Source organism: Mycolicibacterium sp. XJ879, assembly GCF_053483935.1.
The window spans coordinates 64,506-79,177 of the sequence record NZ_JBEFTH010000005.1; the positions used below are offsets into that span (position 1 = coordinate 64,506).

At 67.8% G+C, this 14,672-nt stretch carries 12 protein-coding genes and 1 tRNA gene; 5 read left to right on the forward strand and 8 right to left on the reverse strand.

What is annotated here, in order from left to right; translation table 11 throughout:
- The first annotated feature begins 129 nt into the window (after window positions 1-129).
- From ABQF13_RS13150 to ABQF13_RS13160, 3 genes are all read left to right on the forward strand, one after another.
- Entirely contained in the window at window positions 130-1,764 is a 1,635-nt protein-coding gene (locus ABQF13_RS13150; RefSeq protein ID WP_448393200.1) for a fatty acyl-AMP ligase, read from the forward strand.
- A gap of 230 nt (window positions 1,765-1,994) precedes the next feature.
- Window positions 1,995-2,951, forward strand: a complete 957-nt coding sequence (locus ABQF13_RS13155) for an efflux ABC transporter ATPase subunit, DrrA-related (RefSeq protein WP_448393201.1) — start codon at window positions 1,995-1,997, stop codon at window positions 2,949-2,951.
- Window positions 2,948-3,796 (forward strand): ABC transporter permease, encoded by an 849-nt coding sequence (locus tag ABQF13_RS13160; RefSeq protein ID WP_448393202.1) that lies wholly within the window; start codon window positions 2,948-2,950, stop codon window positions 3,794-3,796. The genes ABQF13_RS13155 and ABQF13_RS13160 overlap by 4 nt, the downstream gene beginning before the upstream one ends.
- A gap of 125 nt (window positions 3,797-3,921) precedes the next feature.
- On the opposite strand, the gene pth is transcribed toward ABQF13_RS13160, so the two are convergent.
- The 8 genes from pth to ABQF13_RS13200 all read right to left on the reverse strand — a co-directional run bounded on the left by pth (window position 3,922) and on the right by ABQF13_RS13200 (window position 10,013).
- Window positions 3,922-4,521: an aminoacyl-tRNA hydrolase gene (gene pth / locus ABQF13_RS13165; RefSeq protein ID WP_448393203.1), complete on the reverse strand. Its 600-nt coding sequence runs from the start codon at window positions 4,519-4,521 to the stop codon at window positions 3,922-3,924.
- 6 nt (window positions 4,522-4,527) lie between these two features.
- The gene (locus ABQF13_RS13170; RefSeq protein ID WP_448393204.1) at window positions 4,528-5,193 is read right to left on the reverse strand and encodes a 50S ribosomal protein L25/general stress protein Ctc; all 666 of its coding nucleotides are present in this window, start codon (window positions 5,191-5,193) and stop codon (window positions 4,528-4,530) included.
- Window positions 5,194-5,329: 136 nt separating this feature from the next.
- A complete protein-coding gene (locus ABQF13_RS13175) occupies window positions 5,330-6,223 on the reverse strand; it encodes an oxidoreductase (RefSeq protein ID WP_448393205.1) in 894 nt (297 codons plus the stop codon).
- A gap of 38 nt (window positions 6,224-6,261) precedes the next feature.
- Window positions 6,262-6,936, reverse strand: a complete 675-nt coding sequence (locus ABQF13_RS13180) for an LpqN/LpqT family lipoprotein (protein ID WP_448393560.1) — start codon at window positions 6,934-6,936, stop codon at window positions 6,262-6,264.
- Window positions 6,937-6,941: 5 nt separating this feature from the next.
- Window positions 6,942-7,286, reverse strand: coding sequence for an arsenate reductase (glutaredoxin) (gene arsC / locus ABQF13_RS13185; protein ID WP_448393206.1), 345 nt, complete (start codon window positions 7,284-7,286; stop codon window positions 6,942-6,944).
- Entirely contained in the window at window positions 7,287-8,267 is a 981-nt protein-coding gene (locus tag ABQF13_RS13190) for a ribose-phosphate diphosphokinase (RefSeq protein ID WP_448393207.1), read from the reverse strand.
- A 95-nt stretch (window positions 8,268-8,362) separates the two neighbouring features.
- Complete coding sequence (gene glmU, locus ABQF13_RS13195) at window positions 8,363-9,826, reverse strand: bifunctional UDP-N-acetylglucosamine diphosphorylase/glucosamine-1-phosphate N-acetyltransferase GlmU (protein ID WP_448393208.1); 1,464 nt, start codon at window positions 9,824-9,826, stop codon at window positions 8,363-8,365.
- A 115-nt stretch (window positions 9,827-9,941) separates the two neighbouring features.
- Window positions 9,942-10,013 (reverse strand) — tRNA-Gln (locus ABQF13_RS13200).
- Window positions 10,014-10,099: 86 nt separating this feature from the next.
- Between ABQF13_RS13200 and ABQF13_RS13205 the strand changes: the two genes are divergently transcribed.
- Window positions 10,100-10,705 carry a TetR/AcrR family transcriptional regulator gene (locus ABQF13_RS13205; RefSeq protein ID WP_448393561.1) on the forward strand — a complete coding sequence of 202 codons (606 nt, stop codon included), beginning with the start codon at window positions 10,100-10,102 and terminating at the stop codon, window positions 10,703-10,705.
- A 159-nt stretch (window positions 10,706-10,864) separates the two neighbouring features.
- Entirely contained in the window at window positions 10,865-14,536 is a 3,672-nt protein-coding gene (gene mfd, locus ABQF13_RS13210; RefSeq protein WP_448393209.1) for a transcription-repair coupling factor, read from the forward strand.
- The last annotated feature ends 136 nt before the right edge of the window (window positions 14,537-14,672 follow it).

Below are 14,672 nucleotides of genomic sequence, written 5' to 3' on the forward strand. Positions count from 1 at the left end.
CCACTGGTCCGGTGCATCACCGATTCGAGACATAACCGCTCCCGTTTTGTGCGCGCGTAATCGCGAAGGTGCCCCTGATCAGGCGGACCATTACACCGGGGCCCTCGCCTCGGAACCGAGGAGGTTGTCGTGAGCCGATTCACCGAGAAGATGTACCGCAACGCGCGCACGGTCACGACCGGCATGGTCACCGGTGAACCCCACGAACCCGTTCGGCACACCTGGGGTGAGGTTCACGAGCGGGCCCGCCGCATCGCGGGCGGGCTGGCCAACGCCGGCATCGGACTCGGTGACGCCGTCGGCGTGCTGGCCGGCTTCCCGGTCGAGATCGCCCCGACCGCGCAGGGGCTGTGGATGCGCGGCGCCAGCCTCACCATGCTGCACCAGCCCACCCCGCGCACGGACCTGGCGATTTGGGCCGACGACACGATGACGGTGATCGGCATGATCGAGGCCAAGGCCGTGATCGTCTCGGAGCCGTTCCTGGTCGCGATCCCGGTGCTCGAGGAAAAGGGCATCACGGTGCTGACCGTCAGCGACCTGTTGGCCGCCGAGCCCATCGACCCGGTCGACGTCGGCGAGGACGATCTGGCGCTGATGCAGCTGACGTCTGGTTCCACCGGCTCACCGAAAGCCGTGCAGATCACCCACCGCAACATCTACTCCAACGCCGAGGCGATGTTCGTCGGCGCCGAATACGACGTCGAGAAGGACGTCATGGTCAGCTGGCTGCCGTGCTTCCACGACATGGGCATGGTCGGCTTCCTCACCATCCCGATGTACTTCGGCGCCGAGTTGGTCAAGGTCACGCCGATGGACTTCCTGCGCGACACCCTGCTGTGGGCCAAGCTCATCGACAAGTACAAGGGCACCATGACCGCGGCGCCGAACTTCGCCTACGCGCTGTTCGCCAAGCGGCTGCGCCGCCAGGCCAAGCCCGGGGAGTTCGACCTGTCGACGCTGCGGTTCGCGCTCTCGGGCGCCGAACCGGTCGAGCCCGCCGACGTCGAGGACCTGTTGGACGCGGGTAAGCCGTTCGGCCTCAAACCGGACGCCATCCTGCCGGCATACGGCATGGCCGAGACGACGCTGGCGGTGTCGTTCTCACCGTGTGGTGCGGGCCTGGTCACCGACGAGGTCGACGCGGACCTGCTGGCGGCGCTGCGGCGCGCCGTGCCTGCCACCAAGGGCAACACCCGCCGGCTGGCCTCACTGGGCCCGTTGCTGCAGGACTTGGAGGCCCGCGTCATCGACGAGCACGGCAACGTGATGCCCCCGCGCGGTGTCGGGGTGATCGAGCTGCGCGGTGAGTGCGTGACGCCCGGCTACATCACGATGGGCGGCTTCATCCCGGCGCAGGACGAGCACGGCTGGTATGACACCGGCGATCTCGGCTACATCACCGATGAAGGCAACATCGTGGTGTGCGGCCGCGTCAAAGACGTCATCATCATGGCGGGGCGCAATATCTACCCGACCGACATCGAACGTGCCGCCAGCCGCGTCGACGGTGTGCGTCCCGGCTGCGCCGTCGCGGTGCGCCTGGACGCCGGGCACTCCCGCGAAACATTCGCCGTTGCAGTCGAATCCAACGCCTGGCAGGACCCGGTCGAGGTGCGCCGCATCGAACACCAGGTCGCCCACGAGGTGGTGGCCGAGGTCGACGTGCGGCCCCGCAACGTCGTGGTGCTCGGCCCGGGCACGATTCCCAAGACGCCGTCGGGCAAGCTGCGCCGCTCCACCTCGGTGTCGCTGGTCACCTAATCCGGTCAGGCGACGCGCACACCCACGCCGCCGCTGGGCAATCCCCGTGCGCGCGACGGAGTTCGAGTTCGATATCCGCAGCGCGATTCGCCGCAGCCAGACCAGCCATGGGCGCTTCCCCCAACGCGACGACAAGATGGCAGACCCTAATCGGGCCGGTCCGCGCGTACGCCGGCTAACCCCTTGCGCGGCGGGGTGCGCCGGTCCTTCCGGGTCTATAACGTCGGAGTGTGCCCCTTTCACCGGCCGTCGAGGCCATTGATCTGGTGAAGCGTTTCGGAAACGACACCGCGGTAGACGGCGTCAGCTTCACCGTCCCGCCCGGTACCGTGCTCGGCCTGCTCGGGCCCAACGGCGCCGGAAAGACCACCACGGTGCGGATGATGACGACGTTGACCGAACCCACCTGCGGCACCGCGCGGGTGGCCGGCTACGACGTTCGCCGCGAACCGCACCAGGTGCGCCGCAACATGGGTCTCACCGGTCAGGTCGCGACCGTCGACGAGTTGCTGACCGGCCGCGAGAACATCCGGATGATCGGCGGGTTGTACGGCATTCGCCGCAAACCCCTCAAGCAGCTAGGAAATCAACTGCTGGAACGGTTTTCGCTCGCCGATGCCGCCGACCGTGTAGTGCGCTCGTACTCGGGCGGTATGCGACGTAGACTCGACCTGGCGGTGAGCCTGCTGGCGTCGCCGCCCGTGCTGTTCCTCGACGAGCCGACCACCGGCCTGGACCCGCGCAGCCGCAGCGAGCTGTGGGAGGCGCTGCGCGACCTGGTGCGGCAGGGCACCACCTTGGTACTGACCACGCAGTACCTCGAAGAGGCCGACCAACTCGCCGACAACATCGTGGTGATCGACAAGGGCCGCATCATCGCCGAAGGCTCACCGCTGCAACTCAAACAACAGGCAGGCAACGCCAGCCTGGTTGTCACGCTGTCGAACACCGACGATCTACCCCGAGCGCAGGCGCTGCTCACCCAGACCGGCGCGGAGGTGTTCGTCGACACCGGAGCGCGCCGGCTCACTGCGCAGGCCGACGGCCTTGACGACATGGTCCGAGTAGCGGACTGGCTGCGAGGCAGCGACATCGCCGTCGACGACATCGGGCTGTCGCGGCCCAGCCTCGACGACGTGTTCCTCACGCTCACCGGTCATCGCACCGAAGCGGAGGCTAGCGCATGACAGCCGTCGACGCAGCGGTGCGTATCCAGCAGCAACCGGTGCCGATCCGGCCCACGAACATCGCCCAGCAGTCGTGGATCATGGTGAAACGGAACATGATCCACACCAAGCGTATGCCGGAGATGCTCAGCGACGTCACCGTGCAGCCGATCATGTTCGTGCTGCTGTTCGCGTTCGTGTTCGGCGCGTCGATCATCAACCCGGGAGGGACCAACTACCGGGAGTTCCTGCTGCCCGGAATCCAGGCGCAGACCATCGTGTTCTCGGCGTTCGTGGTGGCCTCGGGCATCACCGCCGATGTCGAGAAGGGCATCATCGATCGCTTCCGGTCGCTGCCCATCTTGCGGTCCTCGGTGCTGATCGGGCGCAGCATCGCCAGCCTGATCCACTCATCGCTGGGCGTGGTGGTGATGGCGCTGACCGGGTTGGCCATCGGATGGCGGATCAGGGGGAGTGTCGCCGAGGCGGCGCTGGCGTTCACGCTGGTGCTGGTGTTCGGCTTCGGGATGATCTGGTTCGGCATCCTGATCGGGTCGCTGCTGCGGTCGGTGGAGGCGGTCAACGGGGTGATGTTCACGGTGCTGTTTCCGATCACGTTCCTGGCCAACACCTTTGTGCCCACCGAACCGATGCCGCATTGGCTGCGGGTGATGGCCGAATGGAATCCGGTGTCGTCGCTGGCGCAGGCCATGCGCGAACTCTGGGGCAACGGTGGACCCGCCCCAGCCAGTGCCCAACTGCCACTGCATCATCCGGTGCTCGCGACCATCGTGTGGTCGATGGTGCTGACCGCGATCTTCGCGCCGTTCGCGCTGTGGGCCTATGCGCGGCGCACCGGAAGCTAGTCGCCGATCGCCGCGGCGTCCAGGCCGGCCGGCTCACGGGCGTGCGCAAACTCGTCCAGTTTCGCGGCGTGTCGCCCGCTGAGCCCACCGCGCAGCGCAGGGAACACGCACGCTCGCGGCAAGAATTAGCCCCAGGCGTGCACGATGTTCTGCGCCGGCTCAAGCCCTTGTGACACAAGCAGTTCGGCAGCGTCGGCGGCCTGCTCGCAGATTGTCGGCACCTCGCGCCACTCGGCGGATGTGAAGTTGCTGAGCACGTACGCGGCGCCGTCCATCCGGCCGGGTGGACGGCCGATACCGATCCGGACACGGTGGAAGTCCTTGCTACCCAAGGATTGCGCGACCGAACGCAGCCCATTGTGGCCTGCCACGCCGCCGCCGGACTTCAGCCGAATCCGGCCGAACTCGATGTCGAGCTCGTCGTGGATCACCACGATGTCGGCGGGTGGCACCGAGTAGAACTTGGCCAGCGGGCCCACCTGCCGCCCGGCCTCGTTCATGTAGCAGCGCGGCTTGGCCAACACCACCGGGCGGCCGGCGAGTTGGCCGGTGACCACCTCGGCGCCGGACTTCTTGTGCGCCTTGAACCCGCCGCCGATGCGGTCGGACAGGATGTCGGCCACCAGAAACCCGAGGTTGTGTCGGGTCGTGGCGTACCGCGGGCCCGGGTTTCCGAGGCCGACCACCAGCCGGGGGTGCGCTCCGCCCGCCTGCGGTTCGGCCATGCCGGCCTACTCGGCCTCTTCGGCAGGCGCCTCGGCTTCTGCCTCGGCCGCGGCCTCGGCGGCCTCCTCGGCCTGCTCCTCCAGCGGTGCGCCGCCACTCTCGGCTTCGAGCTCCTCGGCCGTCGGCGCGGCAACCACGTTGACGACGAGCAGCTCCGGGTCGGAGACCAACGTCACCCCGGACGGCAGCTCAATCGAACCCGCCAAGAACTGCGTGCCGACATCGGCGCCCTCGATGGAGACCGTGAGCTGCTCGGGGATCGACTGCACGTCCGCCTCGACCGTGATGGTGTTGTACTCCTGGGTGACCAGCGTGCCCGGGACCGCTTCGCCCTCGATGACGACGTTGATCTCGACGGTCACCTTCTCGCCGCGGCGCACGACGAGCAGGTCGGCGTGCTGGATCGTGCGGCGGATCGGGTGGATTTCGAGCGCCCTGGTCAGCGCGAGCTGCTCCTTGCCCTCGATGTCGAGGGTGAGCACCGCGTTGGTGCCCGAGTAGCGCAGCACGGCGGAGAAGTCGTGGGCGTTGAGCTCGAGGTGCTGCGGATCGGTGCCGTGGCCGTAGAGCACGGCGGGCACGTTGCCGTTGCGGCGCGCACGCCGCGACGCGCCTTTGCCGGTCTCTTGCCGGACCAGCGCCTTGAGATTGTTGACGGTCTTCTTGGCCATGAGATGTTGCTCCTGTTTCGTGTCCTGAGCACGGCAGGGTCGCAACCTCGAAAGGCTCCCGTCGATCACGGTGGCCGAAACCACCCTCGCCGTGACGCGCCGTCGAGGGTAGCGCAGTCAGCGGCGAGCCCCCAAATCAGAGGCTGAATTTGGTGTCTGTGAGCTGCTCGGACAGCTCCCAGAGCGCGCCCGCCGTCTTCGCGCTGCGGGCCAGCGGGCTGCGGTACGACGTCGGCCCGGTCGGGCCCCGGCTGCCGAACCGCGGTCCCACGAACGTGTCGCCGGGCAGGTCCTCGGACACCGCGTACAGCGTCTGCCGCGCCCCGAAATCCGGCTCGGTCGCGAACAGCCGGTTGGCCGCCAGCCACACCGGCGTGCCGATCGGGTTACCCGTGCGGCCCTGCAGGTTCGTCGCCGAGTAGCCGGGGTGCGCGGCCAGCGACTTGACCGCTGAACCCGCCGCGTCCAGGCGCCGCTGCAACTCCATGGTGAACAGCAGGTTGGCCAGCTTGGACTGGCCGTAGGCCGGCCAGGCCAGGTACGGACGCGCCTTCCAGTTCAGGTCCTTGAGGCTGATCCGGCCGATGAAATGCATGATCGACGACACCGTGACGACACGTTCGCGGATCTTGGGCAGCAGCAGGTTGGTCAACGCGAAGTGGCCGAGGTGGTTGGTGCCGATCTGGCTCTCGAACCCGTCGACGGTCAGCGCGTAGGGCACCGCCATGATGCCGGCGTTGTTGACCAGCACGTCGACGCCGTCCCCCGGCCCGGAAAAGCCGTCGGCGAACTCGCGCACCGACGCCAGGTCCTGTAGGTCGAGCTTGCGCACCTCGACCGGCCCGAACCCCGTCCCGGTCATGGACGCGGCGGCCTCGTCACCCTTGGCGGTGTTGCGCACGGCCAGGATCGTCTTGGCTCCCACCCGGGCCAGTTCCCGCGCAGTGACCAACCCGAGCCCGCTGTTGGCGCCGGTGACGATGACAGTGCGTCCGGCGAAGGAAGGCAGATCGGCAGCGGTCCAACTCATGTCTTCGACCCTAGTGGTCGCGAGCGGGCCGTGTCGGTTTAGCGGGGCGGCTCGGGGGCTTTCGGGGCTTTCGGGGCCTCGACGTTGAAGCCGCCGATGATCGCCTCAATGTCCGGTGCCTGCTCGGCGGCCTTCGCCGCATAACCGGTGACGGTGAACTGGATGAGGTAACGCTGGTTCGCCGGGGGCGCGCCGGTCGCGATGACGATGCGGTTGTAGGTGTGCATGCGCTGACCGTTGAGGTCGTAGCTGCCCTCGATCATCGCCGACGGGAAACCCTTGAAGTCGTCGGTGGAGGCGTTGAGACGCTTGAAGTTCTGCGACAGCTCGGCGTCGGCGTAGCCGTGTTCGGTGATCGCCTTTTCGACGTCGAACTCGCCGGTGAGCCGAAACACCATGAGCATCGCGGTCGGATACGTCTCGCCCTTGGCGATCACCCGGGTGAGCGGCGTCAGGTTCGTGTTGACGTAGGGCGCCCAGCCCGGCGGCGTCGGGAACGTCACCGTCAGGTCGGTCAGCTTCTCGGGCGCCACGGGATCGCCGACCACACCCTGCTCCTCGAGATACATCGCGATGGGCACCGGCGGCTCGGTGTTCTCTGGCGTCGTGGTGGTCGGTGACGTCGACCAGACCGACTGGTAGTCAGGCGGTTCCGTGCCGCAACCCGATGCGAACACGGCGACCACCAGCGCGGCCCCCGCCACGTAGCGCAGAGCCGTCACAGAATCTCGCGCACCGCATCGATCGGCCGGCCGAGCCTGGTGCCCTTCGGCGTTACGACGAACGGGCGCTCGATGAGGATCGGATGTTCGACCATCGCGTCCAGCAGTTCGTCGTCGCTGGCGTCTGCGAGCCCCAGTTCGGTGTACACCGCTTCCTTCTTGCGCACCGCGGTGCGCACGTCGATACCGGCGTCGGCGATCATCTTCTCGAGTTCCGCGCGCGACGGCGGCGTCTTGAGGTACTGGATTACCGTCGGCTCGATCCCGTTCTCGCGCAACAACTCCAGGGTTTTGCGGGAAGTCGAACAGCGCGGGTTGTGGTAGATGGTGCTGTCTGTCATTCACGCCGATCCGTTGAAGAGTCCTGTGACGGAACCGTTTTCGAACACCGCGCGGATGGTGCTGGCCAGCAGCGGTGCGATCGAGAGCACCGTCAGCTGCGGGAACTGCTTGTCCTCACCGATCGGCAGGGTGTTGGTGACGATCACTTCACGTGCGCCGCAGTCGGCCAGCCGCTGCGACGCGGGCTCAGAGAGCACCCCGTGCGTCGCGGCGATGATCACGTCACCGGCGCCCTCGTCGCGCAACAGCTTCACGGCGCCGGCGATGGTGCCGCCGGTGTCGATCATGTCGTCGGTCAGCACGCAGGTGCGGCCGGCGACCTCGCCGACCACCCGGTTGGACACCACTTGGTTGGGCACCTTCGGGTCCCGTGTCTTGTGGATGAACGCCAGCGGCGTGCCGCCCAGCGCGTCGGCCCACTTCTCGGCCACCCGCACGCGACCGGAGTCCGGCGACACGACCACGAGGTTCTCGCACGGATAGTGCTCGGCGATGTAGCCGGTGAGCAGGTTCTGCGCCCGCATGTGGTCCACGGGCCCATCGAAGAAGCCCTGAATCTGGTCGGTGTGCAGGTCGACTGTCACGATCCGGTCCGCACCGGCGGTCTTGAGCAGATCGGCGACCAGCCGCGCCGAGATCGGCTCGCGGCCGCGGTGCTTCTTGTCCTGGCGCGCGTACGGATAGAACGGCAGGATCGCGGTGATCCGCTTGGCGCTGCCCCGCTTCAAAGCGTCGATCATGATCAGCTGTTCCATCAGCCACTTGTTCAGCGGATCGGCGTGTGACTGCAGCACAAACGCGTCGCATCCGCGCACCGATTCGTCGAAGCGGACGAAGATCTCGCCGTTGGCGAAGTCACGGGCAGTCTGCGCGGTGACGGGAACGTCGAGCTCTTTGGCCACCTGATCGGCCAGTTCGGGGTGCGCGCGACCCGCGAAGAGCATCAAATTTTTGCGGTTGTCGGTCCACTCGGTGCCCACAGTGTCTGTCGCCGCCCTCGAAATCGGGATCGATACGGCCCAATCGTACGTAGCGTTGACGGGTTCCCGTTGCCGGGTTACCAGAAAACGAACAGCTACTGGTCGGCGTCGTCTGATTCGGCGTTTGCGGCGGCCTGCGCCGCGGCGCTGCCCGGCCGCTTGCGCGACACCCAGCCCTCGATGTTGCGTTGTGGACCCGCCGACACCGCCAGCGCCCCCGGCGGTACGTCCTCGCGCACCACGGTGCCCGCCCCGGTGTAGGCGCCGTCGCCGACGGTGACCGGCGCGATGAACATGGTGTCCGAGCCGGTCCGCACGTGTGAGCCGATGGTCGTGCGGTTCTTGTTCTCGCCGTCGTAGTTGACGAACACGCTCGAGGCGCCGATGTTGCTGTGCTCGCCGATGTCGGCGTCGCCGACGTAGGTCAGGTGCGGCACCTTGGTGCCCGCGCCGATGGTCGAGTTCTTGGTTTCGACGAACGCGCCGAGTTTGCCGTCGGCACCCAGCACGGTGCCCGGCCGCAGGTAGGCGAACGGGCCGACCGCGGCGCCGTCGCCGATCACGGCCTGCCCGCCGTGGGTGCGCACCACGGTGGCGTGGTCGCCCACCGTGACGTCGGTCAGCGTGCTGTCCGGGCCGATGTGGCAGTGCCCGCCGATGCGGGTGGCCCCGAGCAGCTGGGTGCCGGGGTAGACGATGGTGTCGCGGCCGATCGTGACGTCGACGTCGACCCAGGTGGTGGCCGGATCGACGACCGTCACCCCGGCGCGCTGGTGCGCAGCCACGATGCGCCGGTTCAGCTCGGCGCCGAGTTCGGCCAGCTGCACGCGGTCGTTGACGCCGGCGACCAGGGTGGCGTCGTCGATGTGCTGGCCCCGCACCACCTGCCCGTCGGAACGCACGATCGAGATCACATCGGTCAGGTACTGCTCCTGCTGGGCGTTGTCGGAACCCAACCGGCTCAGCGCCGAGCGCAGCGCGGTCACGTCGAACGCGTATACCCCGGCGTTGACCTCGTCGATGGCCTGCTGCGACGGGCTGGCGTCGGCCTGCTCGACGATGCTCAGTAGATCCCCACCCTCCCCTTTCGGGGTGCGCAGGATCCGGCCGTAGCCGGTCGGGTCGGGCAGCGTGGTGGTCAGCACGGTTACCGCGGCGGGTTCGGCACTATGGGTCGCGATCAGCTCGGCCAGCGTGTCGGCGTCCAGCAGCGGAACATCACCTGAGGTCACCACGACGGTGCCGGCGAAGTCCTCAGGTAGCGCGGCCAGCCCGCAGGCCACCGCGTGGCCGGTGCCCAGCTGCTGCTCCTGCACCGCGATGTCGATGCCGCGCCCGAGCCGTTCGGCCAACTCGTCGACGGCCGGCGTCACCCGCTCGCGGTCGTGGCCCAGCACGACGACCAGGTGCTGCGGCGCCACCTTCGCGACCGCGTGCAGCGCGTGGGCCAGCATGCTGCGGCCGGCCAGCGTGTGCAGCACCTTGGGGGTGTCGGAGCGCATCCGGGTTCCGGCGCCGGCCGCAAGTACGACCACCGCAGCTTCGGTAGTTGCCGTCATCCGGTCTCCTGCCCTGTCGAATGTGCAGTTTCAGCCCGACACGCCGATGACACCGTATGAAAGCGCACAGTGGCGACCTCAGGCTGTTTGCTCACTCGGCAAGCCTCGCTCGCTGCTCCGTCGCCAGGACTCGAACCTGAACTATCTGAACCAAAATCAGAGGTGCTGCCGATTACACCACGACGGATCGATCACCACGTGATGCTAGTCGAACCAACTAGCCTGGAATCCGTGGCCGCATTCGACAAAGAGGTGCGTGCGCCGCGCGCCCGGATGACGGGTGCCGAGCGGCGCCATCAACTCATCGACGTCGCGCGTTCCCTGTTCGCCGAACGTGGTTACGAGGGTACCTCGATCGAGGAGATCGCCCAACGCGCCAGCGTCTCCAAACCCGTGGTCTACGAGCATTTCGGTGGTAAAGAGGGGCTCTACGCGGTGGTGGTCGACCGCGAGATGTCGGCGTTGCTGGACGGGATCACGTCGTCGTTGACGCGGATGACCAACAACCGCTCCCGGCTGCGCATCGAGCGCGTCGCGCTGGCGCTGTTGACCTACGTCGACGAGCGCACCGACGGGTTCCGCATCCTGATCCGCGACTCCCCGGCGGCCATCACCTCCGGCAGTACCTACTCGACGCTGCTCAACGAGGCCGTCAACCAGGTGTCGTCGATCCTGGCCGGCGACTTCTCCCGCCGCGGCTTGGACCCGGAGATGGCGCCGCTGTACGCGCAGGCGTTGGTCGGCTCGGTGTCGATGACCGCGCAGTGGTGGCTCGATGTGCGTGAGCCCAAGAAGGAGGTCGTGGCCGCGCATCTGGTCAACCTGTGCTGGAACGGGTTGATGCATCTCGAGGACGATCCGCAGTTGCTCGACGAGTAGGTCGGTCCGCGCCTTTGGCCCCCCGCGCCTTTCGCCGAGACCGACGTCTTGGTCGTTTTCGGCCGTACTCTCCCGCCGTTTCGTTGGTTTCGGCATTCCCAACAGCCACTCAACGCTGGAAATCACGCCGAAATCGCGCGCGCTTACGATGGATGCATCATGACCGTATCGGGGAACACCCATGTCCAAACCCCGATCGCGGGGCTTGTCGAGCTGGCGCTACGCGACCCCTCGCTGAAGGAAGTCGCGCGGCGCGCTGCCGACGAACCCGCCGATCTCCACCTCGTCGGCCCGTCCAGCGCGCGGCTGTTCGTCACGTGCGCGCTCGCGCAGGCCGGCCCGCTTGTCGTGGTCACCGCCACCGGCCGCGAAGCCGACGACCTGACCGCCGAATTGCGCGGCGTCTACGGCGACCAGGTGGCCATGTTCCCGTCCTGGGAGACCCTGCCCCACGAGCGGCTGTCCCCGGGCGTCGACACGGTCGGCGCCCGGCTGATGCTGCTGCGACGGCTCAAGTACCCCGACGACGCGCGCCTGGGCCCGCCGCTGCAGGTGGTGGTCACCACGACCCGCTCGCTGCTGCAGCCGATGGCGCCCGACCTCGCGGATATCGAGCCGGTGACGCTGACCGTCGGGCAAGAGCCGCGGTTCGAGGCCGGAGTCGCCCCGGCGGCGACATTCGACCAAGTCGTCGCCCGCCTGGTGGACCTGGCCTACGAACGCGTCGACATGGTCGGCAAGCGCGGCGAGTTCGCCGTCCGCGGCGGCATCCTCGACATCTTCCCGCCCACCGCCGAACACCCGGTGCGCGTCGAGTTTTGGGGTGACGAGGTCTCCGAGATGCGGATGTTCGCGGTCGCCGACCAGCGGTCGATCCCCGAGATCGACATCGACACCGTGATCGCGGTGCCCTGCCGCGAACTGCTGCTCACCGACGACGTCCGCGACCGCGCCGCCGCGCTGGCCGCCGAACATCCCGTCCAGGACAACCATCTGACCGGCAGCGTCCCGGACATGCTGGCCAAACTCGCCGACGGAATCCCGGTCGACGGTATGGAGGCGCTGCTGCCGCTGCTGCGCAAGACCGACCTCGTCACGCTGCCCGCGTATTTGCCGCCGAACACCCCGCTGCTGATCTGCGACCCGGAAAAGGTCCGCACCCGCGCCGCCGACCTGATCAAGACCGGCCGCGAGTTCCTGGAGGCGTCGTGGTCGGCTGCGGCGTTTGGTGCGCCAGAAAGCACAGCACCGATCGACCTGGAGTCGATGGGCGCATCGGGTTTCGTCGACATCGACGACGCCCGCGCAGCCGCGCAAGAGGGCGGCCACCCGTGGTGGACGCTGAGCCAGCTCTCCGATGAGGCCGCACTCGAAGTCGACATCCGGCCCGCCCCGTCGGCGCGCGGCTCACAGGCCACCATCAGCGAGATCTTCGCGATGCTGCGCGCCCACGTGGCGACCGGCGGCTATGCGGCGGTCGTGACACCCGGCACGGGAACCGCGCACCGCGTCATCGAGCAGCTGGGCGAAGCCGACACGGCGGCAACGCTTTTGGAAGCCGGCGCCACACCCAAGGAGGGTGTGGTCGGCGTGCTGAAGGGGCCGCTGCACGACGGGGTGGTGGTGGCGGGCGCGAACCTGGTTGTGATCACCGAGGCCGATCTGACCGGCACCCGGGTCGCGGCGAGCGAAGGCAGGCGGCTGGCCGCCAAACGCCGCAACGTCGTCGACCCGCTGGCGTTGACGGCGGGTGACCTGGTGGTGCACGACCAGCACGGCATCGGCCGGTTCCTGGAGATGACCGAGCGCGTCGTCGGCGGCGCCCGCCGCGAGTACCTGGTGCTGGAGTACGCGTCGAGCAAGAAGGGTCAGAAAGCCGACCGGCTCTACGTGCCGATGGACTCGCTGGATCAGCTGTCGCGCTACGTCGGCGGTGAGGCGCCGTCGCTGAGCCGGCTGGGCGGCAGCGACTGGACCAACACCAAGACCAAGGCCCGCCGCGCCGTCGCCGAAATCGCCCAGGAACTGGTGGCGCTCTACGCGAAGCGGCAGGCGTCCCCAGGGCACGCGTTCGGCCCCGACAGCCCGTGGCAGGCCGAGATGGAGGACGCGTTCGGGTTCACCGAGACCGTCGACCAGTTGACCGCGATCACCGAAGTCAAGGCAGATATGGAACGGCCGATCCCGATGGACCGGGTGATCTGCGGTGACGTCGGCTATGGCAAGACCGAGATCGCGGTGCGCGCGGCCTTCAAGGCGGTGCAGGACGGCAAGCAGGTGGCCGTGCTGGTGCCGACGACGCTGCTGGCCGACCAGCATCTGCAGACGTTCACCGACCGGATGGCCGGGTTCCCGGTCACCGTCAAAGGGCTGTCACGGTTCACATCGAACGTCGAGTCCAAAGCCGTGCTCGACGGCATGAAGGACGGCAGCATCGACATCGTGATCGGCACCCACCGGCTGCTGCAGACCGGTGTGACGTGGAAGAACCTTGGCCTGATCGTGGTCGACGAGGAGCAGCGGTTCGGCGTCGAGCACAAGGAGCACATCAAGTCGATGCGCACCCACGTCGACGTGCTGACCATGAGCGCCACCCCGATTCCGCGCACGCTGGAGATGAGCTTGGCCGGGATCCGGGAGATGTCGACGATCCTCACCCCGCCCGAGGAGCGCTACCCGGTGCTGACCTACGTCGGTCCGCACGACGACAAGCAGATCGCCGCGGCGCTGCGCCGTGAACTGCTGCGCGACGGGCAGGCGTTCTACATCCACAACCGGGTGCGCACCATCGACCAGGCCGCGGCCCGGGTGCAGGCCCTGGTGCCCGAGGCGCGCGTCGTCGTCGCCCACGGCCAGATGCCCGAGGAACTTCTCGAGCGCACGGTCGAGGGGTTCTGGAACCGCGACTACGACATCTTGGTGTGCACGACGATCGTCGAGACCGGCCTGGACATCTCCAACGCCAACACGTTGATCGTCGAGCGCGCCGACACGTTCGGGCTTTCGCAGTTACATCAGCTGCGGGGCCGGGTGGGCCGCAGCCGCGAGCGCGGCTACGCGTATTTCCTGTATCCGCCGGAGGTGCCGCTCACCGAGACCGCCTATGACCGGCTGGCCACCATCGCGCAGAACAACGAACTGGGTGCGGGCATGGCCGTGGCGATGAAGGACCTCGAAATCCGCGGCGCGGGCAATGTGCTGGGCGTCGAGCAGTCGGGTCACGTCGCGGGCGTCGGGTTCGACCTATACGTGCGGCTGGTGGGCGAGGCGGTCGAGGCGTATCGGGCGGCTGCAGACGGGAAAACCGTTGCAGCACCGGAGGAACCGAAGGACGTGCGCATCGATCTGCCGGTCGACGCGCACCTGCCGCAGGACTACATCGGCAGCGACCGGCTGCGGCTGGAGGGCTACCGCCGGCTCGCGGCCGCCGTCAGCGATGATGCAGTCGCCGCCGTCGTCGAAGAACTCGTCGACCGTTACGGACCGCTACCGGCGCCGGCGCGGCGGTTGGCGGCGATCGCGCGGTTGCGCCTGCTGATGCGGCACTACGGCGTGACGGAGGTCAGCGCGATGTCGGAGACGACGCTGAAGCTGGCCCCGTTGCAGCTGTTGGACTCCCAGCAGCTTCGGCTCAAGCGGATGTATCCCAGCGCGCGCTACCGTGCGACGACGTCGACGGTGCAGGTGCCGATTCCGCGCGCCGGTGACGGGGTGGGCGCGCCACGGATCCGTGATCTTGAATTGGTCCAGTTGGTCGCCGACCTGCTGTTGGCGCTCGACGGCAAGCCCCAGGGCAGCGTCGATGTGACGAAGCTCGAACTCTCGGTTTAACCCCTGCTCAGCCCGGTTGTGATTTGACCCACGGCGAGAATCGCGGCACCGCTGATAACGCGGCGCGGCGGGCGATCCGACACACCTAGTGGGGGGTCAAGGTGTTGCGCTGTCGTCTAGATCGGAGGCGGCCAGA

Bases quoted from the DNA above. Each gene is read 5' to 3' on its own strand.
- ABQF13_RS13175 (WP_448393205.1), bottom strand. From the start codon at position 6,223: ATGAGTTGGACCGCTGCCGATCTGCCTTCCTTCGCCGGACGCACTGTC.
- glmU (WP_448393208.1), bottom strand. From the start codon at position 9,826: ATGACGGCAACTACCGAAGCTGCGGTGGTCGTACTTGCGGCCGGCGCC.
- ABQF13_RS13170 (WP_448393204.1), bottom strand. From the start codon at position 5,193: ATGGCCAAGAAGACCGTCAACAATCTCAAGGCGCTGGTCCGGCAAGAG.
- pth (WP_448393203.1), bottom strand. From the start codon at position 4,521: ATGGCCGAACCGCAGGCGGGCGGAGCGCACCCCCGGCTGGTGGTCGGC.
- arsC (WP_448393206.1), bottom strand. From the start codon at position 7,286: ATGACAGACAGCACCATCTACCACAACCCGCGCTGTTCGACTTCCCGC.
- ABQF13_RS13160 (WP_448393202.1), top strand. From the start codon at position 2,948: ATGACAGCCGTCGACGCAGCGGTGCGTATCCAGCAGCAACCGGTGCCG.
- ABQF13_RS13205 (WP_448393561.1), top strand. From the start codon at position 10,100: ATGACGGGTGCCGAGCGGCGCCATCAACTCATCGACGTCGCGCGTTCC.
- mfd (WP_448393209.1), top strand. From the start codon at position 10,865: ATGACCGTATCGGGGAACACCCATGTCCAAACCCCGATCGCGGGGCTT.